This is a genomic window from Paraburkholderia sp. XV (assembly GCF_020177535.1).
GTDB classification, from domain to species: domain Bacteria; phylum Pseudomonadota; class Gammaproteobacteria; order Burkholderiales; family Burkholderiaceae; genus Paraburkholderia; species Paraburkholderia caribensis.
On record NZ_JAGUUD010000040.1, the window covers coordinates 25730 to 49817 of the forward strand.

General features: G+C 61.6%; 14 protein-coding genes and 1 pseudogene. 9 read left to right on the forward strand and 6 right to left on the reverse strand.

What is annotated here, in order from left to right; genetic code table 11:
• Positions 1 to 34 precede the first annotated feature (34 nt).
• The 3 genes from KFO72_RS19850 to KFO72_RS19860 all read right to left on the reverse strand — a co-directional run bounded on the left by KFO72_RS19850 (position 35) and on the right by KFO72_RS19860 (position 10739).
• On the reverse strand, positions 35 to 430 hold the full coding sequence (locus tag KFO72_RS19850; RefSeq protein WP_225032823.1) for a hypothetical protein: 396 nt from the start codon (positions 428 to 430) through the stop codon (positions 35 to 37).
• A 431-nt stretch (positions 431 to 861) separates the two neighbouring features.
• Positions 862 to 1146, reverse strand: a complete 285-nt coding sequence (locus KFO72_RS19855; RefSeq protein WP_225032824.1) for a hypothetical protein — start codon at positions 1144 to 1146, stop codon at positions 862 to 864.
• Entirely contained in the window at positions 1143 to 10739 is a 9597-nt protein-coding gene (locus KFO72_RS19860) for a hemagglutinin repeat-containing protein (protein WP_225032825.1), read from the reverse strand. The genes KFO72_RS19855 and KFO72_RS19860 overlap by 4 nt, the downstream gene beginning before the upstream one ends.
• 142 nt (positions 10740 to 10881) lie before the next feature.
• Here KFO72_RS19860 and KFO72_RS19865 point away from each other — a divergent pair.
• Positions 10882 to 11034, forward strand: a pseudogene (locus KFO72_RS19865) (LysR family transcriptional regulator); the annotation flags it as partial.
• 18 nt (positions 11035 to 11052) lie between these two features.
• On the opposite strand, the gene KFO72_RS19870 reads toward KFO72_RS19865, so the two are convergent.
• Entirely contained in the window at positions 11053 to 11742 is a 690-nt protein-coding gene (locus tag KFO72_RS19870; protein WP_054931756.1) for an HAD family hydrolase, read from the reverse strand.
• Positions 11743 to 12157: 415 nt separating this feature from the next.
• Entirely contained in the window at positions 12158 to 13213 is a 1056-nt protein-coding gene (locus KFO72_RS19875; protein WP_225032826.1) for an AraC family transcriptional regulator, read from the reverse strand.
• Between the two features lie 167 nt (positions 13214 to 13380).
• On the opposite strand from KFO72_RS19875, the gene KFO72_RS19880 reads away from it, so the two are divergent.
• The 4 genes from KFO72_RS19880 (at position 13381) to KFO72_RS19895 (ending at position 16097) form a co-directional block, all read left to right on the forward strand.
• Positions 13381 to 13815 carry a GFA family protein gene (locus tag KFO72_RS19880; RefSeq protein WP_225032827.1) on the forward strand — a complete coding sequence of 145 codons (435 nt, stop codon included), beginning with the start codon at positions 13381 to 13383 and terminating at the stop codon, positions 13813 to 13815.
• 149 nt (positions 13816 to 13964) lie between these two features.
• A complete protein-coding gene (locus tag KFO72_RS19885) occupies positions 13965 to 14798 on the forward strand; it encodes a class I SAM-dependent methyltransferase (protein ID WP_225032828.1) in 834 nt (277 codons plus the stop codon).
• Positions 14799 to 15104: 306 nt separating this feature from the next.
• Positions 15105 to 15239 (forward strand): DUF3563 family protein, encoded by a 135-nt coding sequence (locus KFO72_RS19890; RefSeq protein ID WP_082433877.1) that lies wholly within the window; start codon positions 15105 to 15107, stop codon positions 15237 to 15239.
• Between the two features lie 48 nt (positions 15240 to 15287).
• Entirely contained in the window at positions 15288 to 16097 is an 810-nt protein-coding gene (locus KFO72_RS19895) for an alpha/beta fold hydrolase (RefSeq protein ID WP_054931754.1), read from the forward strand.
• A 108-nt stretch (positions 16098 to 16205) separates the two neighbouring features.
• On the opposite strand, the gene KFO72_RS19900 is transcribed toward KFO72_RS19895, so the two are convergent.
• Positions 16206 to 17156 (reverse strand): hypothetical protein, encoded by a 951-nt coding sequence (locus tag KFO72_RS19900; protein WP_225032829.1) that lies wholly within the window; start codon positions 17154 to 17156, stop codon positions 16206 to 16208.
• A 125-nt stretch (positions 17157 to 17281) separates the two neighbouring features.
• Here KFO72_RS19900 and KFO72_RS19905 point away from each other — a divergent pair, with 125 nt between their 5' ends.
• From KFO72_RS19905 to KFO72_RS19920, 4 genes are all read left to right on the forward strand, one after another.
• Positions 17282 to 18127, forward strand: coding sequence for a M15 family metallopeptidase (locus tag KFO72_RS19905; RefSeq protein ID WP_225032830.1), 846 nt, complete (start codon positions 17282 to 17284; stop codon positions 18125 to 18127).
• A gap of 166 nt (positions 18128 to 18293) precedes the next feature.
• Positions 18294 to 22142 carry a type VI secretion system membrane subunit TssM gene (gene tssM / locus KFO72_RS19910; protein ID WP_225032831.1) on the forward strand — a complete coding sequence of 1283 codons (3849 nt, stop codon included), beginning with the start codon at positions 18294 to 18296 and terminating at the stop codon, positions 22140 to 22142.
• Positions 22139 to 23128, forward strand: a complete 990-nt coding sequence (gene tagF / locus KFO72_RS19915; protein WP_054931750.1) for a type VI secretion system-associated protein TagF — start codon at positions 22139 to 22141, stop codon at positions 23126 to 23128. Before tssM ends, tagF begins: the two co-directional genes overlap by 4 nt.
• Before the next feature lie 4 nt (positions 23129 to 23132).
• On the forward strand, positions 23133 to 24080 hold the full coding sequence (locus KFO72_RS19920; protein ID WP_225032832.1) for an OmpA family protein: 948 nt from the start codon (positions 23133 to 23135) through the stop codon (positions 24078 to 24080).
• Positions 24081 to 24088 lie beyond the last annotated feature (8 nt).

The window sequence follows — 24088 nt, forward strand, 5'->3', positions numbered from 1 at the left end:
GGCGAAAGCCCCCGTTGCCGCTCCATGCAAGGTCCTACTTGTTACCTGCCCGACATTCACGCGCTACGCCCATCCGCACTGGTTCGTCGAGACCGTGATCATCAATTTGCCGAGCCTCGATTTCGCATTGACGCCCTTGCTGCGTTAGAAACACGTCATAGTCGCGGCCTGCTTCCGGTGTCAATACCACCGAGGAAGCGACGCATCGACGGGTCGTTCCATACTGACCCGAATACACTACCCATCCCATCGAATACGTAATCGATTGCCCTGCCGGAACCACGTATTCGCGTATGAATGTTTTTCCCGTCAGGCCCTGCACCCGCATCCATGGTCTCGGGCTCGGCGGCATGCCAATCAGCACGCTGCGGGTTGAGTACCGAAAGCTGCCAGCCATTCCGTCATCGACGCGTGTGCCATCGAACTTCATCCAGCTCTGGTAGCAATCGCCTGACCGAAATACTACGTAGGGTTGATTGTTCTCAGACGAAAACACACGCACGCGCGCTGAACTCGCCATTTCATACTTCGGCGATTCCACTTCTATTTGATGTGCCGGCTGTGGCAACAACGAACAGGCAGATAGACAACATGAGGTGACGAAAGTGGTAAAGCACGCCCGATACAAAAGTGTCATTTTCGAGATTCAGTTTTCAACGCTACGATCTATTGAGACTCTAATGCTTTCACCAATACTGCAGATCCGGCGGAGTATACGATGTTAAAGTCCAATCTGCTGTCCGGTGATAATACGATCACAACGTCATGCTCATTTTCGGCATCGACCGCTATAAACGCCCATGCCTTAATCATTCCTCTGACTGATTTCTAGACCCGTTCGGGATAGCGGCAGTCCATACTTTAATTTCGTGATGGCTTGTCGTCTTCGTCCTCGTTTACTTCGTAGGTCTTGCGAGCTTTCTCGTACTGGTTGTCGAATGGCTTCAGTCCGAGCGCTTCTGCACGAGATGCATACCCTCCAATTGCTGCGACCGGTATTCCCAGAACCACGAGAGCAATCGCCACAAAGGGAGGAAGGAAATCGACGGTCAGACCGCTGATCAGCATTGATATACCTATCGCAATCAAACAGATCCTTGCCCATTCGGCGATATTCCCATCAACGATAAATTTAATTTTTTTCATTGAAATTTTCCTTTCACTTTAGCCCACTGAGCGTTGATCCAGTCTTGAGCACTCTGCGCCGCGCCGCTGTTGCTGGTTATATTGCCAAGCTCGTTAAAAATCGGAGCAGCCATCGCATTGCGATTCGCTAATATTCCGGTAAATTGATTAATGACATTCGATACAGAATAGCCACCAAAGTTGGGGGCGGCCGCTTGTTGAACGCCATTCAGAAACCAGGAACCCGCTGACGCCCAAACCGCAATCGCCTCGGCAGAGGCCGAAGCAAGCGGAAATGGCATTCCTGCGGCAGATAGTGCTGTGGCCATTGCTGAGACCCGGTCCAACTGCGTCGCACCAAACCCGGCCGCATCAGCGACCTGCTGTGACGAAGGCGTCGCGTACGCGATCCCGCAATTCCCCTGCGGACAAATCGACCCTGCCGATGACCCCATCGAAATTCCCTGTGAACCATACTGCGATTGTGCGCCTTCTGGAGACGCCGTGTACTGTTGGACAAGTGGCACATCTGAGCCATTTGTGTTTTGCAAGATAAACCCTTGCAGCGTCGGATTTGCAGGGCCTGGCGTCTGCGCCCAGATGGTCTTCCCGGTATTCTGGTCGACGCCAGCCATTTTCCACGTCGAACCGTCGTCTGGCATATCACCTTTGACAGTTGTGGCCGCTCCACTCTCGGATGTTCCGTTCGCTTGATAACCCATCTGCGCAAGTTGATTGGCGATGTCCGTCGGCGTAACAGGAGAGCCGTCTGCGTTCGTCAGCCCCTTGGCGTTGGCCGCTGCTGCAAGTTGTTGCGATAACCCCTTTTCTGGTTGATGCAATTGCCGGTTATACATATCTGCATTCGAGGCGGTGAATGCGCCTGCACTTCCACCAACGGCCGCACCCGCCGCCGTCGCGATTACGTTCGCCAGCCCGTTCCCTAGCGCGTGGCCGAGCGTCCCTGGTGCGCCCATCGAATCGGCCAGATCATTCAACTGCCCTGAGAGCGCGGACGAGACACCTGCACCCGCTCCACCGCCAACCGCTCCCGTCAAGCTTCCCGAGCCCAGCCCACCAAGCAAGGCGCCGCCTGCCACATGCAGCAAGATCCGGTCGGTCCCGCCCTCACTCCAGTCTTTGGCTTCCTGCCCGTACTGTGCTGCCGTATCCGTCTCGCCCAGCAACGTAGCGGCTTTTTCGCCACTCTTCGCCTGATGCTCCTTGTAATCGCCATACGTGCCGATCGCCTGCGCCACTTGTGCGCCTGCAGCGTTCGCAGCATTCATGACGTCCTGCTGTTGCGATACGAGATCGTTCACATCAGGCAACTTCGACACCGCGCCGTTGAGATCGGTCATATCGCGGTTCAAAGAAGCGACATCCTGCTTCTGGTTTGGAGCATCGGTGATGACGACACTACCTGCCGCAATGCCGCTTCTCGTCGTCGCATGCTCGCTACCACTGTCCGACTGTGAAATCATCGGCGTGATACCAAGGCCGCCTCCGCCAAATGTCATTCCGCTACTAGAGGCGCTGTATTCGGAGTGATTCTGCATGTCCGACCAGCTCAGCGTTCCCGTCGTCAACGTGTTCTGCGACGCGTCCGCACCGCTCGCGATGTACGCGCCCTTCAGGTCGGTATTGCCTTTGACATTGATATCGAAACCGCCCGTCCCAGCCTGAATGCCCGCCTGTTCATTCACGGCCGCATAGCTCCCGTTTGCGCTACCGTGCTGGGTACTGAAACTTCCGCTGGCGCCACCGCCCTGGCTGATGCTGAACCCTCCGCCCGAACTCGACTGATGCGCGGAACTGGTTGTCGTGTCCTGCACGCTGGCGATATTGAGGTTACCGCCGATGTCGGCGCTCACCTGTTTGCCGTTCACATTTGCGCCGATGATGTTCGTATCGCCGCCGGACACAATCGTCACGCTGTTCGAGCCTTGTACATGCGTATTGGTCTGTGTCGCCGCGTCGCTGTTCGCGTCGCCATGTGCCTTCGACATCGATGCGGACACGCCCCAACCATTCGTGCCATACGACACACCGACACTGGCGCTGCTCGATTCATTCGTGCTGCGCGTCGTGTCTGTATTGGTCGTGTTGAGCAGGTTGACCTGATTCTTCGCCGCCAGCAACACGTCATTCGCGTTGACATTAGAACCAGCGATCGTGAGGTTGCCGCTTCCCGGCGTGCCATCACCCGTAGCAGAAAATGCCGCTGTCCCGCCCGCCATCACGCTCGATCCTGTGCGCGTCGTCTGGTCTTCAGTTGACGTGCTCTTGCTCTGGCTCGATCCGAAGCTCAACTGCACGCTGATATCGGGCTTCTGTCCGGGACTCAGCGCCTGGCCCGCAACGGCATTGCCGATCGCACCCGCTGCAGCGATCGAATGAAGCGCCTTGGCGCGTCCGTTTTCACTGTGCGACGCGGCCTGACTCTCGCTGATGGCCGTGTTGATCGCATTGCCGATGCTTCCCGCGAGCCCGAGCGTAAAGCCGGTGGTTTTCACCTCATGCGTTTCGTCGTGGTGCGTGGTGCCCGTTGCCGCATCGATGATCACGTTTGCGCCCGTGCCAACGATGTTCTGACCCGCGATCAAATCGCTGCCCGTGATATGCAGATCGTTGCCGGCCGACAGATGCAGACTGCCATCCGTACTGCCGATAAGGCTCGCGTTGTTCGTCAGGGCGCTATCGTGCGTCGTGTCCTTATGATCGTTCGAACCATATGAAATGCCCGCACCGCCCGAACTACCCAGTCCCGTTTTCAGATCCTCATGAAAGTGACTACCCTCGCTCGTATCCTGCGACGTCGTAACGGTGAGATCATGCCCCGCCGACAATGTCACGTCATGCGTCGCAGCGACCGTGGACCCCGTGATTGTCATGTCATGGCCAGCCGCACCCGTCACCGTATCGCCTGACACCGTCGAATCGTTCGCCACCACCTGATGTGAACTGGTTGAATCGGTCTCCTTCTCGCTGGACAGAAAGCCGGAATGATTGTTCTGCGACCAGCTTTGCGAATCGTGCGTCTCGCTGACGCTGCCAATCGTGACATCGCCCGTCGATACGAGTTTGACACCGCCGCCGCCCGCTTCCGTCGCAACGGATGACCCAAGAATCGACAGGTTGCCGTTGCCGCCCTGACCGGCCGCGAGCGTGATGTTGCCGCCCGCGCTGACGCTCGAACCCTGCACTGCCTCGTCATAGCTGGAACTTGTATGGTGCGACTGCTCGCCGCCCATCGATTGTTCGCTGCGCGTGTGCGTGTCCTTTGCGGCAGTCACCGTCAGGTTGCCGCCGGCCACCATCGCCACATCGCCGCCGGCCTTCAAGGTCGCATCGGTGAGCGTCGTATCCCTCGCTGATACCGTCGTCAGACTGCCACCGGCGACAATCGCGCTGCCCAGGTTCTGGGTGACCGCGTCGTGTCCGCCATTGAGCCCGTCGTTTGTCCTGACGTCCTGCGTGCTGGTCAGCGTGGTTGTACCCATGTTGAGATCACGGCCAGCAGCAATGGCCGCATTGCTGCCGGCCGTAATGGTCGCACCCGTCAGGTTCACATCACGACCAGCGATAACCGTCACGCTGCGTGTCGCCGAGATCGCGCCGACGGCATCGACACCCGTTCCCGTCACGCTTCCAGAGAAAGTGTCCGAGCCGAACGTCTTCGACACGCCATAAGTCTGCGTCTCATTGATGACATCGCGACCGGCCTGCACGACAACATCCGCGCCGCCAATGCGGCCGCTCGTGTTGCGCACATCCTGAACCGCCGACACGGTCGTCGTCCCGGCACTGCCGATCACGCCGCTATTCGTAATGTTATTGCCGATGATTGTGGTCGCCACATCGCTGACAATATGGCCACTGTTGTTCACATCGCCGCTTGCATTCAGGCTCACGCTGTTGCCGGCGACGAGCGCGCCGCTTGCCGAAAGGTCAACCGTATCCGACTGCGCAAGATACACCTGCGGCACGAGCACGCTCTGATGCGAACCGTCTGGCAATGTCACGTCTTGCGAGACGAGCCACACCATATCGGTTGTGAGTTGCGACATCTGTTCGGGCGTCAGCGCAACGCCCGCTGTCAGCCCGAATTCCTTCGCATACTTCACGCCGTTGTTCATCAACGCCGTGTATTCGTCGAGGTTGTCCGTATAACCGGTGAGGAAGGTGCGGCCAGTCAACTGCGTGATCTGGTTGCGCACGAGCGTCTCTTCGTACATACCGTCGCCCACACGCTTCTCGACCTTCGAAGGATCGAGGTCAAGCTGGTTGAGCATGTAATCGCTCGATACGAAGTTCGTGTACTGGGTGAAGCGCGGGTCCGTCGCGACGAGATAGGTCGCGCCGGGTGCCGTGTTGTATTTGTACAGGCCATTCGACGGCAGCTTCAGATTGGGAATGCCGCCTGACAGACCACCCACTGTTTGCGGCCGGATCGGACCACCCGTCACGCCGCCCGCCTGTGCACCGCTCAACGACTGTGGATTGGCAGACTGCCCGGCGACTGAACCCGTCTGCGTTCCATCGGCGCTGCCGCCTGTCACGCCCGAGCCGATCACCGTTTGACCCTGACGGTTCACCGACCCGATCGTGATGTTCTGTGCCGTGGTCTGCACGCCCTGATTCGACGTGGCGATCGCGGGCAACGACGCGACTGTCGTGGTGGATTGCGCGATGCCGTCGTCGATCGTCTTCGTGTCGCTGCTGCCGCCTGTTTTCTGATGCCAGTAGAACGTCGACTGCTCGTCCTGCGTGACGGTCTGCTGAAGAACGATGCCTGTATCGTTCACGGTGCCACCATTCGCACGACGGACGAGGCTACCGCCTGCGCTCATCGTCGACGACTGGTTGTTGATCGCGCCGCCGTCCGCGTTGATGCGGATCGCGCCTTGCGCCTGGATCGTCGCAGCATTGCCCGCACTCAACAACTGATCCGTCGTCGTGGTCGTGTGGACGGTGCGCGTCGTTTCGCTATAGTCGTGCGAGTCAGGACCGAGGTCGAAACGCGTCTTCACCTGGTCCGGACGGATGTTTTTGTTCGGGTCGAAATCCGGCCAGAAGGTAATCGTGTACGAGTCGCCGTTGTCGGCGATGCTGTTGTACCACTGCGTCGGATTCGTCGCGATGTTGCGGGTTTGCGGAAGCGGGTGCTGAGTGCATACGTCATGAACGTTGCAGGTTTCCGTCGTCAGCGAATTGTCGCTATAGGTTTCCGTCAACGGTTGCGTGAGCGAGAACGTCTGCGCACTAGTGTTCAGGTTCGTAACCTGCGATTTGGGCACCGTCACGCTGATCGGCGTAGCGAGTTTGCCGACGATTTCCGCCTTCAGCGGCGCTTCGTCCTTGGTCCAGGTCCACTGGGAGAAAGTCGCGCTGCTATGGGTATTCAACAGATCGCCGATCGGAATACCCGCCGTCCAGATCGTCAGCGTCTGCGTGCCCGCATCCTGCGGCGTTCCCATCTGCGTCACCACACCCGTACGCACGTTATTCACCGTATGCGCGGCGATGTCGATGCTACCGTCGGCTTCGATACTCGCAGCGCTATTCGTCAGCACGTTCGTCTGGTTGGCGAGAAGACCAGAGCCGTCGCGGGCGCCATTGCGCGCGATCTCCAGGTTACCTGCGCTGTAGATCAGCGCGCCGTCTGCGTTGGTGACGGAGTTCGCCGCATAGACACGCACACTATTGACGCCCGCGATGACGGCAGCCGCACCCGTGTTCTGAACATCCGTTGCATTGACGGTCACGTCGTTGCCAATGACGGCACCCGTGTTCGCCAGCGTGGCGCTCGTCGTCGTCACCGAGTTGCCTTCGATCCGCCCCACGTTGGAAATCGTCCCCGCAGCATTGACCGTCGTGGTCGACGAATTGATGTCGGCGCCTGCGGCGTTGACGACGTTCGCGCCTCTCACCGTCAATGCGCCGTTTGCGGCGAGCGTACCTGTGTTGGTCAGCGTGCCCGTCGCATTGACGGCCATATTGCCGTCGGCGTGCAGGTTGTTCGCGGCCGTGTTCACATAATCGCCCGCGACATTCAGCGTCAGGTCGCGACCAGCAACGATATTGCCGTTGCCACTGATCGCGCCACCCGCCACGATGTCGCGGTTAGCGCGAATAGCACCGCCCGCATTAGCGAGCGAAGCGACTGCAAGCGATGCATCGGCGCCCCCGAGAATCGAGCCGCCATTATTGGTGACGGTTGCGCCCGCCTGGTTGATCGTGAGCGCCGTGCCGCCATAGATCGTGCCGCCCGCGTTATTGATGCTTTGCGTCACGTTGAGATTCGCCGCGCCGCTCGCGACGACGTTCGCACCGGCATCGTTCGATAGCGTCTGCGCGTTCAGCGTGAGATCGCCGTTGCCGCCGAGCGTGCCACCCGTATTCGTCACGCCCGTCGATGACGTCACCGACATCGCGCCATCGCCCGCATTCGTGAGCTTGCCGGCCGTGTTGTCGACGCTCGCCGCGCTGACGCTCACCGTACCGTGCGCGCCATTGGCCGATAGCGCCCCGTGCGCGTTCGATAGCTGGCCGCCCGCGTCGATCGTCAGGTTGCCAGCCGTTTGTACCGAGCCGCCTGCGCTGTCGACACCGCCGGATGTCTCGAGCGTCAAGCCGTCATTGCCGTAGAGCGCGCCACCGCGATTCGCGATGCCTGTCGAGACAGTGAAGCGTGCCGCCTTCTGTGCGGACAGCGTACCCGCGCTGTTGTCGAGGCTTGCGGCCGTCATCGTCAGTGCGCCGTTCGTGACCATCTTGCCCGACGCGTTAGTCACAGCAGCCGCCGCATCAATGGTCAACGCACCCGCGCCCGCGTGCTGGATTGTGCCGCTGTCGTTGATGATGCGATTGGCTAATACGCTCAGATTGCCGCCATTCGATGCAATCGTGCCGCCTGTATTGTCGAGCGCGCCAGCGGCGCGAATGGTCTGGTCGCCGGTTCCATATTGCGTGAGCTTGCCGCCGCGATTGGTCAAATCGCCCGACGCCGACACACTCAGCGCATCGCCGTCGATACTACCGTTCGTGTTGTTGATCGACGCAGCCGCGACGTTCGTCGTCGAACCTGAAAGCGTGCCGCCCGTGTTGTCGAGCGTACCTGTCGCCGTCGTGTCGAGCGTGCCGCCTGCCGTGATGTTGCCCGCAACATTGTCGAGCGACTGTGCGTGCACCTTCGCGTCGCCCGCAGCTCTGAGTTGACCGTGATTCGAGAGCGCGCCTGCCGTAACACCGAGTGCCCCGTTCGTCCCGATTACGCCGCCCGTATCGCCCGACGCAGTCGTGCCCGTTGCATTCACGAGCGCACCCGACGTCGTCAGGTTCATCCCGTCCCCGCTCAGCGACACGATGCGACCGGCGCTGTTGTCGAGCGACGCGGTGTCGAGACTCGCTCGTCCTGCTGCCTGCACGGTGCCTTGCTGGTTGCTCAGCGCGCCGCCGGATCTCAGTTCGAGCGCGCCATTGGAGACGATTCTGCCCGCCCGGTTCGAGACGTCGCCCGACGTCGTGATGCCGAGCGCACCATTGCCCGCATGCTGGATCGAGCCGCTATCGTTGACGACGCTATTCGCCGCGACCGTCAAGCTGTTTGCATTCGATGAGACTGCGCCGCCCGTGTTGTCGAAAGCGCCGCCCGCGTGAATTGTCTGGTCCGTGGTGCCGTATTGTGTGAGCTTGCCACCACGATTCGTCAGATTGCCGGCGGCCGACACGCTCAACGCATCGCCGTCGATGCTGCCGTTCGTGTTGTCGATGGATGCGGCGGATATACGGGTTGTCGTACTGGAAAGCGTGCCGCCGGTATTATCCAGCGCGCCCGCCGCAGACGCATCGAGCGCGCCGCCGGCAGTGATATTGCCGGCGTGGTTATCGATTGACTGCGCCTGAACGTTTGCGTCGCTCGCCGCATTGAGTTGCCCCTGGTTCGACAGCGCTCCCGCCGATATCTGCAAGGCACCGTTCGTACCGATCACGCCACCAGAAGCGCCCGACGCTGTCGTCCCCGTCGCGTTGACCAATGCACCCGTGGTGGTCAGCGACATGCCATCGCCATTCAGCGACACGAGCCGGCCAGCGGTGTTGTCAATCGAACCCGCATTGACAGATGCACGCGCGGCCGACTGAATGACGCCAGTACGATTGGCGAGTCCGTGCGATGCGCTCAGATCGAGCGTCGACTGCGAGACGATCTGCCCGCCGACGTTCGAGACATCCGACGCGGCGAGTTGCATTGCGCCGCCGCTCGACAGCTTGCCCTGCGCAACGGACAGCGTACCGGCTGCGTTTGCGCTCAACGCGCCGCCTGCCACTGTCGTCGTGCCTGACAGGTCGATATCAGAACCGCTCGCATTGAGCGCGAGATTGCCGCTGCCAGCAACTGTGCCATCGCCGTTCACGCCTGCGCCTAGCGTACCGCCTGACTTGATGCTCGCTGCACTGAGGGACGCGCTTTGTTGCGCCGCGAGCGTCCCGCTGTTCGTGAGCGCGCCCGACGTGCTGGCACTGATGTTCTGCTGTGCGTATGTCGTGCCGCTGTTGTCGATGCCGTCCCGCGCATTCGCGCTGATGTTGCCCGTCGCGTTGGTTTGTCCGGCGAGCACCAGCTTGCCTTGTGTGGTCAGAACCAGATCGCCCGCCTGCGCGGCAAGCACACCCTTGTTCGACACGCCGACGCCGTTCTCCGTGCCGACCAGCACGATACGGTTCGCGTACATGCCGCCGAGACTGCTCACATCGATCGACACACCCGGCGCCGGGCCGTCGCCCGCGATGGGCGTGGCGTTGAGCGTATCGTGATCGACGCTGTTTGCGCCCGTCACGACATTGAGGTTCTTTGCATAGATCGCGGCGTTCGCCTGCACCGCGCGTGAAATCAGATCGACCTGGTCGACGTTCGACGCATTCAGGCCCGCACCCTGAATGCTGATGCTGCCGCCCGTTACGTTAAAGCCCGTCAGCGACCCATCGGGACCGTAGTTCGGCGTGCCTGTCGTCAGAATCGCGCGCGACGTGTTGATGAATCCGCCGCCATTCACCGATATTCCCGAGCCGTTCGCGATGACGACTTCAGCCCGGTTGCCCGCGACTTCGACATAACCGTTGATCTGGCTGGCCGCGCGGCTATTGACCTGGTTGACGATGATCTTCGCGGACTGGTTCGCCCCGAAGTTCGGGTTGCCGTTGATGTAGCCCGCCTGCTGCGTGTTGACGATGGTGGGCGAGTTGTTCAGGACCACGCCCGCCTTCGGCACATCGAACTGCGTATAACCGTTGATCGATACACCCGCTGCCGAAGGGCGCGTGACGTTGACCTGCTGGATGCCGTTCGCGGTCTGGATGACAGTCGGACGATGTGCGCCCGCGTTCGGATCGGCCACGACCTGCGCAAAGGCCGTCGCCAGCCCGAAAACGGTCAGGCCCGTTGCCGCCAGGACGGAGCGCAGTACCGCGCCGACAGCGGCGCGCGTCGCTGCCGACACGTCGCCCGTCGTTTCGCCCTGATTCTTTTTTCCCGTCGCAGCGGCGGTTTCCTCAACTGCGACGAGCATTCCCCGGATCCGGCTGAATACCAGCCGGTAAGCTCTCTTGTTCATTTTTTTACGCGCTGCCGTAGTGCTAAAAGCGCGCGTAATGTATCAGATACATTTAGTAACAACTGTCAAACCATGCAAGGTTGATGCGAGGGCGCAACATTCCATGCAAAGCGCATGATGGGCAAAGCCGTGTCCGCGCGCGGGACGCGCGCCGCCCATGAACAGCGCGAGCCTGCCCGCATTACCCGACGTCGTATTCATCGCGCTGGCGGAGAAGCGGCTCAGTCAGCCGCCGGGCACGCTCCTGGAATTGCTGCCAGGCAGCGATCCGAGCGGCAAATGGATGAGTGAATAGCTGGCGCTTCCGCTTCGCCTATCGACGCCCCTCTGCCGTCAATGCATCGAAGTCGATCGACGTCAGCTCGCCGATTCTTTCGATCGTAATGTCGGGGTCGGGATACTTCGCGATCTCTCTGGCATCGAGCGCATAGTGGCCCTGGCGCGGGAAGATCGTCGTCAGGCGGTCGCCCCATTGCTCCTTCATCGCGGTGAGGATGCGCAGTTTGTCGTCGACCATCACGTAGTGGCGTGCCGGATAATGCGCGATCACGTCGTCGAGCATCAGTTCCTTGTGAATGTAGATCAGCACGCGCCCTTCCACTTCGTCCCACAGGCCCGAGCGCGAAACCTTGCGTGGCTGGAACACGACGTCGCCATCGGAAAGGATCGCCGTCTTGCCGAACTCGCTCGCATAGCGCAGCGCATCGAGCGCACCGGGAAATACGCGGTTGGCAAACGGATAATCGATCAGATAGCACGACATCAACAATAGCTGCGTGTCGTCGTCGTGCACGGTGCGATAGCGCTGCAACGCGCCGAGATAATCCGCATAGCCGAGCTCGCTGCGTAGATCCTCGAAGATCTGCCAGTAGCGCGCGCTATTTTCTTCGCCGAACTGCCGCGTCATGTGCGTGCGCAGGTCAGTCAGCACGTGATCGTTGTCGAGCAGCGTGTTATCGACGTCGAACAGAAAGACGACGTCGTTGTTTGATGGTGTGTTCATGCACGTTACCTCGCCTCGGTCGTCTGTGCCCGTCGAGCACGGTGGACGGCGCCGCGCCCGGGCGCAGATGCGCGCCGCGACACGTCGTCGTTTGCGCTAAGAGCCGCGAAGCGCGATGAAGTTCGCGACGGCCGGTATGCGCGATCAGCGCAAAGACTAGCACTGTCGATCGACGCGCGCCGCCGATGGTGCGTGCACGCGTTGCGCGGCCGCCCTTTGCCGGGTCGGCGCTTGCATGTTCAAGGAAAGGCGTATATCGCCGTGCGCCTGTAGACAGACGTTGCGCGGAAGGCGTCGGGGGCGCCGGCGGCGGCAGACAGTTAGTTGCGAATTAACGGACCACACGGTTGCCCCCGCCGATGAGCGTCCTCACCCGTGGTGAACCGCCGCCAGCCGCGCGTTCACGCAACCGCCGTCAGTCCGTCACCAGGCGCTCATCAGACGAAACGCCGCCGATCCGAGTATTGGTGTTTGCATCGATCGAATCGCGGCTGCCATCCAGACCCTTGCTGCGTCGCCAGCTGGCCGGCGGCATGCCGAACTCCCGCTTGAACGCGCGATTAAACGCCGCCTCCGATTCATACCCGACCTGCTCGGCCACTGCCGCCAGCGTCTGGTTCCCGTCCCGCAACGCCTGCGCTGCGACCTGCAGACGCCATCGCGCAAGGTACTGCATGGGCGGCTGGCCCAGCAGTTCCGCGAAGCGCTGCGCCAGCGCCGAACGCGAGAGGCCGACCTTGCGCGCGAGCTCTTCGACCGTCCAGCCATAGGCGGGTTGCGCGTGCAGCATGGCGAGCGCGCGGCCAACGAAACGATCGCCCACGCCCGCCAGCCAACCCTTGCGATCCGCCGGCAGCGCCTCGATGCAACGTTGCACCGCCTTCACGAAAAGCAACTCCGAAAGCCGCGCCAGCACGATTGCGCTGCCGACGCGCCAGTCGGCCGCTTCGTTGGCCGCGAGCTTCAACGACGATTCGAGCCACGCCGATTGCGGATCGTTGCGCATGTCGACCTTGAAGAGTCGTGGCAATGCCGAAAGGACCGGATTCGTCAACGAATCGTCGCAGGCGAGAAAGCCGCAGATGATCCGCGTGTGCGCGCCACCGCCGCCGTAGTTCAACGTCATGACTTCACCCGGCGAGGTACTCAGATACTTCGACATCAACTCGTCTGAAGGCGCGGGCTCGACGTCGAGTGAACTGCCCATCAGATGCGCTTCGCCTTGCGGCACGACAAGAAGTTCGCCCGCATCGACACGAATCGCAGAAGCAGGATCGTCAACGAGGGCAGCCCGGCAACTGCCTTCAGTGATGAGGTGATAGGACACGATGCGTTCGGCGCGCGGCAGAAACGTGGCGCACAGCTCCGATGTGACTTCCCCGACGACACACCAGGGTGCGGTTAAGTCGGCGTTTAGATACACCGCCCCTCCGAGACGCACCACGCGAAGAACATCCGAGAAAGCATCCATGACAGCGCCCATCAGTTTCGGCGTCCTGCGCAAAACATCTGGACGCCTGGTCATTCCTCGAACCAGCTTGCGTGCCGATACTGGCACTCACGCAATTCTGCAACAAAGAACGGTGAAGCGCTCATGAAATGTCGAACGAGCGGCCACCGCTTTATCCGGAGACAAACATGAGTCACGCGGATATCTATCGAGGCCAGTGCTTTTGCGGCGCCGTGCAGTTCACGTTGATTGGCAAGCCTGCGGGAATGGGCTATTGCCATTGCGAGTCGTGCCGCCGCTGGTCGGCCAGCCCGATCAATGCATTCACGCTGTGGAGCCCCGACGCTCTGTGCGTCACACATGGTGCCGACGACATCAGCACGTACAACAAGACACCGCACAGCTATCGCAAGTGGTGCAGGTTGTGCGGTGGACATCTCTTCGCGGTGCATCCGGGACTCGGCCTGATCGATGTCTATGCCGCGGTTGTAGACGACTTCCCCTATGCAGCGGGTGTGCACGTTCACTACCCCGAGTCCGTGCTCCCCATGAACGATGGCCTGCCAAAATTCAGGGACCTGCCTGGCGAAATGGGCGGCTCGGGCATCTCCGCCGTCGAGTAAACGTCGCGTAGCTGTCGCGTCTTCCAGATCAAGTCCGACTTGCCCGTTCGCCGCGCGGGCACGCTCGCAGCAGGCATTCGCGGCGCCATCCGACACGCAGCAAAGCCATGCCATTGCGCATCGCTGCCCTGGCCTTTCAGGAGTTCTTCATGTCCGCTGTTGATTCCGCTCTCGCACCCGTTGCAGACTTCGCCGCCGTCAAGGTTCGCCAGCAGGCGGCCTGGTCGACGGGCAACTATGCCGTTGTCGGCACCACACTGCAAATCGTTGGAGAGAACCTCTGCGAAGCGCTCGATATGCGTGCCGGTAGTCGCGTGCTCGACGTTGCCGCCGGTAACGGCAACGCGACGCTCGCCGCTGCGCGCCGCTATTGCGACGTCACATCGACCGATTACGTCGCCTCGCTGCTCGATGCCGGCCGTGCGCGCGCGCAAGCCGAAGGGCTTGCCGTGCAGTTCCAGGAAGCGGACGCTGAAGCGCTCCCCTTCGCGGATGCCTCGTTCGACATCGTGATGTCGACCTTCGGCGTGATGTTCACACCAGACCAGCAGAAAGCGGCCGCCGAACTCGCGCGTGTTTGCAAACCGGGCGGACGGATCGGTCTCGCGAACTGGACACCGGAGAGTTTCATCGGACAGCTATTCAAGACGATCGGCAAGCACATCCCGCCGCCGGCAGGCGTGAAGTCGCCAGCACTCTGGGGCACGAAGTCACACCTCGAAGCGCTTTTCGGCGCCGACGCCCGGAACATCATCGCAGCGAGCCGCGATTTCACGTTCCGCTACCGGTCGCCTGAGCATTTCGTCGACGTGTTCCGCACCTTCTACGGGCCGATGAACAAGGCGTTTGCCGCACTCGAAGGCGAGCCGCAGGCGGCGTTTCTGCGCGACCTGATGACACTGATCGAGAGCCGTAACCGTTCGAACGACGCGACGCTCGTCCTGCCGAGCGAGTATCTCGAAGTCGTAGTGGAACGCGCGTGAGTGGAGTCTGACGCCGGGCGTCCCGTCGATTCATCCGGACACCGCTTTTCCTGTATCGACTGACTTCGCTGCGCTTCGCGCGCGGCGAAGTCCCGCGATGCGCCGCGGCACGGCACACGTGTCTGTTTCAGTCCAACTTCCACTCAAGGTCTGTCGGCCGCGCGACGACGCTTCCGCCCGCCTTGAACCCGCAGAGGCAGCTGAAAGGTCCACCAGACAAGGCTTGCAGCAATGTGGCATGGACTCTGCGAGTACACGGCATTCATGCCGCTACGCAATCGGTCACACGATCGAACAGAGGACATCATGCTCATCTATCTATTCCAGTTGTTGAGAAAGGCACTCGACCGTGCTGAACATAGCCGCCGTGACGCGTACCTTGCAGCCGCGGTCGACATCGTCGAACTCGAACGCCGCATGCATGCGAGCGAATATGACTGAGGCACACGCGCCGACGTCCCGATCCAACTTTCGAACTGTCTGAACAACATGGACATCACAGTCGCATCGCAATCCTCTTCATCCGTCACATCGGTGATCGCACTGCATTGCTCCGGCTCGGGAGCGGCGCAATGGCGCAAACTCGGCGAAGCCCTTGGCGCGCGTCACGCGTTCGTCGCGCCCGAGCACTACGGCTGCGACAGCACGGGGCCGTGGAGCGGCGAGCGCGCGTTCACGCTCGCCGACGAGGCCGCGAAGACACTGGGCATCATCGACGCATCGCGCGGCAAGGTGCATCTCGTCGGCCACTCGTATGGCGGTGGCGTGGCGTTGCGCGCGGCCGTCGAGCGGCCCGAGCGTATCGCGAGTCTGACGCTATACGAGCCCTCGGCGTTTCATCTGCTCAAGACGATGGGCTCATACGGAGCCCACGCGCTGGCGGAAATCGTCGCGATCTCGAAGCGCACCGCCGATGGCGTGAACTGTGGCGACTATCGGGGCGCGGCTGCTTCATTCGTCGATTACTGGGGCGGCCGGGGCGCATGGGAAGCATTGCGCCCCTCGGTGCAGGACGCGCTCACGCGCTGGGCGCCGAAGGCGCCACTCGACTTTCGCGCGCTGCTCGACGAACGCACGCCCGCCAGCGCGTACACCGGTTTGCGTGTTCCGGCGCTGATCATGCGCGGCCAGCACGCGCCCATTCCGACCCGCGCCATTGCCGAGCGATTGCCGATGTTGCTGCCGGCGGCGCGCCTTGCGATCGTCGAAGGCGCAGGACACATGGGCCCCGTCACGCACGCCGACAAGGTCAATGCGGCCATCGTGCGGCATATTGCGGAGGCAGATGCGATCGCTTGATCATGCCGACGTCGACGCCGATATCGATATCGATCTCGAGCTGCCGCGACCTCAAATACAAAGCGGCGCACGCGGCGCCGCTTCACACGACACAAGAAACATTCACGCTCAGGGCTGCCGTGCCTGCGCCGCTGCCGGACAATGCGGGTCCTTGCCCCAATGTCCATCGCAAACGCGCCAGCGGCACAGTTGCTCTTCGAAGAAACCGTGCTGGCCACATTCGTTGATGCGTTCGGCGAGCGTCGCTGTGGGATTGCCAGCCGCGCCCACTTTCTTCGCCGCGGCCTGAGCATCGGCGGGCTGGTCGGATCGGGTCGAAGCGGGCTTGGTGCGCGCGACGAGCGCGGCGAGCAGATCGGCATCGGAATCGTCCTTCGATTCCTGCTTGCCGTTCGGCTTCTTCGCGCGCGACGCCACGGCCGCTTTGCTTTCCTTCGAATGGCGCTCTTCCGCGAGTTGCCGCTTATCGTGTTTACCGTGCGCCGCTTTCGATGCCGTGTCGGCATGCTTCGAGCTCGCGGCACTGGCGGGCTTCGCAGTATCGTCGGTGTTCGTGCCTGACACGATTGCCGCTGATGCATGCTCGTCCGATCCGCCCGCACCATCCGCCAACGCACGCGACAACCGGCTGCCGTCGTCATTCGATGCCTGTGCGCGCGGCATATCCTTGCCCGCATCGTCAGCGGCGACGATGGTAGCGGGCGCCGCAGCCGGCACGGCGGAAGCCGACACACTCGCCGTCACACCGCTCGCGAGCCGGACGCTCGACGCCACGACAGTGGACGCTCCATTCGCCGCATCCTTCTGCGCGGCGGCCGCTGCAACCTTCTCCGCCGAAGCACGATGGTGCAACTGATAGGCACCCACACCACCCGCGGCGATCACCAGCGCCGCCACGACGAGGGGCAGTGCGCGCGAACGCTTCGGCTTCTGGTTCGCGGAAGGATCGACGCGTCCTTCGAGATTGGCAAGAATGCGCGAACCACCCGCTTGCCCATCTTTAGCCGGCTCGGATAGCAGACTGGGTGGGACTTTTGAGTTCGATTCAGGCGCACTCATTCACTGTCTCTTGGAAACTGGTTAATATTCGAGAGGAAAATGTGTAAAAGCCCCTCCTCGGGGCACGCCTGATTCTAAGATCAAGCATTACAAAAAACAATTGCCGCGAATTTCCGGGGTTTCCTTTGATTGCCGTCGCACTCGTCGTCTATTTCGCCATTGCTGTTTTGCTTGCGGCAATCGTCCTATTGCCGCCAGTCCGTTTAACAATTCTTGGCGGCATAGCAGTTTGGCATGCGCGATTCATGCGGCGCGCATCAAATAACGCACTGAAAGCTAAAGCGCAATTAAGCTATTCGGCAAAAATGTCTCAAGCGACAATTGCCGATATGCAAAACTTACTGGCACGCCGGCGCTTGCTGATTTTAACCACCACAGGTATTCTTGCGACGCCGCCATTAGTAGCCGTCGCATTACGCGGCAAACAGTTATTCCAGTTCGATGACGTTTCCAGGTCACCGGACGAAAAAATCGCCCAATTGCTCAATGGCGAACAGCTGGTGCCGCCTCCGCCGCTGCCGCCCGAAGCCTTTGCGACACAAGAGGTCGAGCAGATCCGGCCCGCGCTGAAAGACGCGAGCCGCGACTGGAATATGCTCGATGCCGATTTCCGGACGCGTCTGTTGCTCGTTTATAAAATCATGCGTGAGCAACATGGCTATGAGATGGCGTTACTGGAAGGTTACCGGAGTCCGGAAAGGCAAAACCGCCTTGCGCAAATGGGTAGCAATGTCACAAACGCAGCCGCATTCCAAAGCTATCATCAATACGGTCTCGCTGCCGACAATGCCTTTTTGCGCGACGGCAAGATCGTCATTTCCGAAAAAGATCCGTGGGCCATGCAAGGCTACCAGTTATACGGACAAGTCGCCGAGCAAGTGGGGCTGACATGGGGCGGGCGATGGAAAATGAAGGACCTCGGACACGTCGAATATCACAAGCCCGGTTTCGTGCTCGGCCGCAATCGATAAAATGTTAAATCGCACTTTTTACCCGCCATCCAACACATGAATTGCGGCATTTCCAATCTTACTCAAGACGCATTGAAACGATCGGTCGAATGATCGTTAAAGGCTGATTAAGCCGCATTAGACGTCTTTTCACACGCTATTCCTATCATCAAGACCTGACAGGCTTATGCAACGCTTCCTCAACGGGTTGACCTCCAGACGCACGCTGACCGTCATCGGCGTGCTCGCGCTAGCGGCCGTGCTATTCGCCGGCGCGGACTTCTTCCAGATCGATCCCGTTTGGCCGGCCATTGCGGTCGGCGCGCTGATTGCGCTATTGCTCGTCACGTGGCTCGTCAGACGCCTCCGTATTCGCCGCGCGAACAGCAAGCTCGGCGAGATGCTCGAACAACAGGCGCAAGCAGGCAGCGAAGCGACGGTCGCCGCGCCCGCTCGTGGCGCGGATCTCGACGTGCTGCGCACGCGTCTCGTCGACGCCGTGAAGACGATCAAGACGTCGAAGATCGGGCAAACCTCGGGCGGCTCGGCGCTCTACGAATTGCCCTGGTACATCGTGATCGGCAATCCCGCAGCGGGCAAGAGCAGCGCGGTGCTGAACTCGGGCCTGCAATTTCCGTTTGCCGACAAGAACGACGCCGTCGTGCATGGCATTGGCGGCACGCGAAACTGCGACTGGTTCTTCACCACGGAAGGCATACTGCTCGACACGGCGGGCCGCTATTCGGTGCATGAAGAAGACCGCACCGAATGGCTCGGCTTTCTTGGCCTGCTCAAACGTTTTCGTCCGAAGGCGCCCATCAACGGGATCATCGTCACCGCGAGCATTGCGGAACTGACGGGCAACAAGCCGGAATTCGCGATCAACCTCGCGAAGAATCTGCGGCAGCGCGTGCAGGAACTGACCGACAAGCTCGAAGTATTCGCCCCCGTCTACGTGATGTTCACGAAGGCGGATCTGATCACCGGCTTCACGGAATTTTTCAGCGGCGGCGAGCGTCACGAGTACGACCGCGCGTGGGGCGCCACCCTGCCCTACCAGCCCGACGAGAAGCGCGATGTGGTCGCGCAGTTCGACGAGCACTTCGAAGAGCTCTACGAAGGCCTGAAAGAAATCAGCGTGGCGCAACTGTCGATCAGCCGCGGCAACAAGCTCTCGCCCGGACAATTGAGCTTCCCGCTCGAATTCTCGACGATCAAGCCATCGCTGCGCGCGTTCATCGCCACGCTGTTCGAGAACAACCCGTTCCAGCACAAACCGATTTTTCGCGGCTTCTATTTCACGAGCGCGCTGCAGGAAGGCGAGACGAACAGCGCCGCCGCGCAGCGCATCGCCAATCGCTTCGGCCTCAGCCCGGACGCATTGCCGAAGCCTCAGAGCACCTTTTCGAAGAACGGCTTCTTCCTGCGCGACCTCTTTTCAAAGGTCATTTTCGCGGACCGTCAAACGGTGCGGCAGTTCGCCAGTCCCGCCAAGACCCGTTTGCGTTATGCGACGTTCTTCAGCTTCGTCGTGATTTTGGCGCTTGCGCTGGGCGGCTGGACCTGGTCGACGATCGGCAACCAGCAGCTCACCGCCAACGTGCAAGCCGACCTCGACAACGTCACGCGCATGCAGCAGGGCCGCAACGATCTGCAATCGCGCCTGCAAGCGATGGACGTGCTCGAAGACCGCATCGAGCAACTCGAACAGTTCCGCCGCGAGCGGCCGCTTTCCGTCTCGCTTGGCCTGTATCAGGGCGACCGTCTCGAACAGCGCCTGCTGACCGAGTACTACAACGGCATCAGGCAGATCATGCTGGCGCCCGTGTCGCAGAGCCTCGCGTCGTTCCTGAAGGACGTGGATGCGCATCCCGAGCAGCTCGCGCCGATGACGCACGCGCCCGACTCCGGCGCTATTCCCGTGTCCGCGCACACGGCGATGACGTCGGCGAGTCAGGGCGGCCTCTACAGCGATGCGTCGCCGGCCAACGTCGAGGATGCGTACAACGCGCTGAAGACCTATTTGATGCTCTCCGACAAGCGCCACGTTGAAACCGCGCATCTCACCGATCAGGTCGCACGCTTCTGGCGCGGCTGGCTCGAACAGAATCGCGGCAACATGCCGCGCGACGAGATGATCAAGAGCGCCGAACGGATGATCACGTTCTATCTGTCACGCGTGAGCGACGACGACTGGCCGATGATCGACGCGAATCTGTCGCTGGTCGACCAGACGCGCGACAACCTGCGCCGCGTGGTGCGCGGCATGCCCGCCCGCCAGCGCGTGTATGAAGAGATCAAGGCGCGCGCGTCGACGCGCTTCGCGCCGATGACGATTGCGCGCATCGTCGGTGAAAACAACACGGGGTTGATCGCAGGCAGCTATGCGATTCCGGGCACCTTCACGCGCGACGCGTGGTTCCAGTACGTGCAGCCCGCGATCCGCGACGCCGCGACGAAAGAGCTGCAGGCGAAGGACTGGGTGCTCAACACGTCCGCGCGTGACGACCTCACGCTCGAAGGCAGCCCCGAGCAGATCCAGAAGGCGCTGGTCGGCATGTATAAGACCGAGTATGCGCAGCACTGGCAGAAGTTCATGCAGGGCATTGCGGTGCAGAGTTTCGGCAACTTCAACCAGGCTGTCGAAGCCATGAACCGTCTCGGCGATCCGCAAGACTCGCCGATCCGCAAGGTGCTCGAAACCGCGTACGAGCAAACCTCGTGGGACAACCCGTCGCTGGCGAATGTCGCGTTGAAGAGCGCGCAAGGCGGCGTCGTGAACTGGGTCAAGCAATGGTTCTCGCGCACGCCCGCCTCGCAACTGAACGCGAACGTCGATATCAACGGCAAGCCTGTCGATCTCCCCATGGGCCCCGTCGGCGCGGATTTCGCGGGGCTCGCGCGCATTGCCGTGAAGAACGGCGACGTGTCGTTGCTGCGCGGCTATATGGACTCGCTGTCGAAGGTACGCACGCGCTTCAACGTGTTGAAGAACCAGGGCGATCCGGGTCCGGGCGCGCGTCAACTGATGCAGCAGACGCTCGACGGCAACGGCTCCGAACTCGCCGACTCGCTCAAGTACGTCGACGAACAGATGCTCACGGGCCTTACCGACGCGCAACGCAAGGCGCTGCGTCCGCTGCTCGTGCGTCCGCTGATGCAGGCGTATGCCGTGGTGATCCAGCCTGCCAGCGCCGAAGTCAACAAGGTCTGGAACGCGCAGGTGTACCAGCCGTTCCAGGCGTCGCTGGCGAGCAAGTATCCGTTTGCGGGCGACGCGAAGGTCGAGGCTGGCGCGAGCGAGATCGCGCAGATCTTCGGGCCCGATGGCGCCGTCGCGAAGTTCGTCGGCAGCACGCTCGGACCGCTCGCGGTGCGGCGCGGCGACACGCTCACGGCGCGCACGTGGGGCGACATGGGCCTCGCGCTGGCGCCCGACTTCACCAACGGCTTCGCGCGCTGGGTCGCGCCGCTTGCAGGCGGCGCGGCGGGCGGCGCACAGGGTGCATCGGAACCGCAGACGGTGTTCCAGATCCTGCCGCAGCCGAGCAGCGGCACGACGGAGTACACGGTGGCCATCGACGGCCAGCAACTGCGCTATCGCAACACGCCGCCGCAATGGACCAACTTCGTGTGGCCGAATCCTTCCGGCTCGCCGGGCGCGACGCTGTCGGCCACGACCTTCGACGGCCGCACCGTGCAACTCGTCAACGAGCCAGGACGCTATGGCCTCGAAAAGCTCATCAACACCGCGCAACGCTCGCGCCGCCCGGACGGCACCTTCGATCTCACGTGGACGCAAGGCAGCGTGAGCGTGTCGGTGAGCATGCGGATCATCAGCACGTCGCAGGCGACGGCAAGCGGCGACGCGCCTCAACAACAATCTCTGCGCGGCCTGAAACTGCCTTCATCGATTGCCGATGTGGGTGCGCCCACAGGCGCTGCGGCGACGGCCTCGACGGCCTCGACGCCCGCGGCCACGTCGCCGACGGCGACGGCAGCCGTTGCCGCCACCAACAACGGGAGCGCGCAATGAGCCAGACCGTGCAGGCGCAGATCGCCTATTTCGGCAAGATTCCGTCGCGCGGCGACTTCGTGAAGAGCGCGCACAATCCGCAGTTGCTGCAAACGCTCGACCGCTGGATCGCGCAAGCCATGGAACTGCTTGCGGAAGATCCGCGCTGGAAGATCGTCTATGAAAGCGCGAAGCCGATGCACTTCGCGTTTCTCGGCTCGCGCAGCAAGCTCGCCATCGCGGGTCATATGGTCGCGAGCCAGGATCAATCGGCGCGGCGCTTTCCGTTTCTCGCGGCCACGGCGCTCGAAGTGGACCGGCCGCTGGCGTTCTTCGCGCGCAGCCCGCTCGCCTTTGCACGGCTATGGTCGCGCGTTGCCACGCAGATGAAACCGCTGCTCGATTCGACGGAACCGGCGGGCGCATTGCAGGCGCTCGGCGAAACGCAAGTGCCGATCGAAATTGCGGGGCCGGGCAATCCGCATGACGGCACGTTCAACGACTTCGTCGAACATCAAACGCTGTCCGGTCTCGAACAGATGCTGCTCGCAAGCGGACACCCGGTGCGGCTGCGCGGCGCGATGCTCGCGCTCGGTTCGCTGCTGCGCCCCGTGATGACGAGCGGAACATCGCACCTCGAACGCGGTCTCACGTTGCCGTTGCCGAGTGATCCGTTCTATCGTTCGCTGGTCGCCGCGTTCTGGCTCGAACTGATCGCGCCGTTCGTCGCGCATGCCGATTTCGAACTCGCCATTTTCATGGGCACCATCGCGCAACGGGAACGCCTCGTGATCGGCTTCAATGGCGCATCGGCGAAAACGCTGCACAGTGTCGTCGATCCGCAGGCGTACGCACAGCACAACATCGACATCGACGATCCCGAATGGATCGACGAACACGCACAAAACGACCATGGCATCAGCAAGCTCGTCAGTTACCTCGATCAACCGCAACTCTCGCTGCGTGTCAGCATCGACACGTTTCGCGAAGCGTTTGCAGGAGCCTGAGACCATGACGACGCGAATCAGGCGCAACGTGATCGCGGCGGCACTGCTTGCCGTAACGTCAAGCGGTGCAGCACTCGCCGACAATGCCGGCCCGGCGAACGTCACGCCCGTCGACAACAGCGGCGTCAAGATTCACACCACGGTTCTGCCTGCGCCCACCCCTGCCCCCGTGCCGAACGTGTCCGCAACCGCGTCCGCATCTGCAAGTCCTGTCGCGACGGGCGCCGTCAGATCCGCGCCGCCCGCGGCGAACGCGGTGCCGGGCCAGGTCGTCGTCGGCGGCAAGCTGCCCGATGAAGCCACCAAGGCAGCCGTGCTCGCACGCTTGCGCGACACGTATGGCGCGGCGAACGTCGTCGATCAGATCGAAATCGGCGACGTTGCGACGCCGCCAAACTGGAGCGCGAACGTACAGAAGCTGATCGGGCCGGAGTTGAAGCAGATCAGCAAGGGGCAACTGAAGATCGACGGCACGTCGATCGAAGTGAAAGGCGAAGTGCGCAACGAGGCGCAGCGTCAGCAGCTTGCAAGCGACATGGCGAACGCGTTGAACCCGACCTACACGATCCGCAACGCGTTGCGCGTCAGCGCCTCGGAACAGGGTCTGCTCGATCAGACGCTAGCCAATCGCACCATCGAATTCGAAACGGGCAGCGCGACATTGACGCCGCAAGGCCGCGCGATTCTCGATCAGATGTCGGCTGTGCTCACCAGGATGACGACGAAGCAGGTCGAGATCATCGGGCACACGGACGCGTCCGGTAATCGCTCGACGAATGTCGCGCTGAGTCAGGCGCGTGCGGATGCCGTGAAGGGCTATCTGGTCACAAAGGGGATTTCACCGCAGCAACTGTCGACGCTCGGCGTCGGACCGGACCAGCCGATCGCCTCGAACGATACGGCCGATGGCCGCGCGCGCAATCGACGCATCGAATTCCGCGCGGGTTCGTAATGCGGCGT

Excerpts from the sequence above, each read along its gene's own strand:
- KFO72_RS19870 (WP_054931756.1), bottom strand. The coding sequence starts at position 11,742 with ATGAACACACCATCAAACAACGACGTCGTCTTTCTGTTCGACGTCGAT.
- KFO72_RS19895 (WP_054931754.1), top strand. The coding sequence starts at position 15,288 with ATGGACATCACAGTCGCATCGCAATCCTCTTCATCCGTCACATCGGTG.
- KFO72_RS19900 (WP_225032829.1), bottom strand. The coding sequence starts at position 17,156 with ATGAGTGCGCCTGAATCGAACTCAAAAGTCCCACCCAGTCTGCTATCC.
- KFO72_RS19855 (WP_225032824.1), bottom strand. The coding sequence starts at position 1,146 with ATGAAAAAAATTAAATTTATCGTTGATGGGAATATCGCCGAATGGGCA.
- KFO72_RS19885 (WP_225032828.1), top strand. The coding sequence starts at position 13,965 with ATGTCCGCTGTTGATTCCGCTCTCGCACCCGTTGCAGACTTCGCCGCC.
- KFO72_RS19890 (WP_082433877.1), top strand. The coding sequence starts at position 15,105 with ATGCTCATCTATCTATTCCAGTTGTTGAGAAAGGCACTCGACCGTGCT.
- KFO72_RS19875 (WP_225032826.1), bottom strand. The coding sequence starts at position 13,213 with ATGGATGCTTTCTCGGATGTTCTTCGCGTGGTGCGTCTCGGAGGGGCG.
- KFO72_RS19860 (WP_225032825.1), bottom strand. The coding sequence starts at position 10,739 with ATGAACAAGAGAGCTTACCGGCTGGTATTCAGCCGGATCCGGGGAATG.
- KFO72_RS19850 (WP_225032823.1), bottom strand. The coding sequence starts at position 430 with ATGAAGTTCGATGGCACACGCGTCGATGACGGAATGGCTGGCAGCTTT.
- tagF (WP_054931750.1), top strand. The coding sequence starts at position 22,139 with ATGAGCCAGACCGTGCAGGCGCAGATCGCCTATTTCGGCAAGATTCCG.
- KFO72_RS19920 (WP_225032832.1), top strand. The coding sequence starts at position 23,133 with ATGACGACGCGAATCAGGCGCAACGTGATCGCGGCGGCACTGCTTGCC.
- tssM (WP_225032831.1), top strand. The coding sequence starts at position 18,294 with ATGCAACGCTTCCTCAACGGGTTGACCTCCAGACGCACGCTGACCGTC.
- KFO72_RS19880 (WP_225032827.1), top strand. The coding sequence starts at position 13,381 with ATGAGTCACGCGGATATCTATCGAGGCCAGTGCTTTTGCGGCGCCGTG.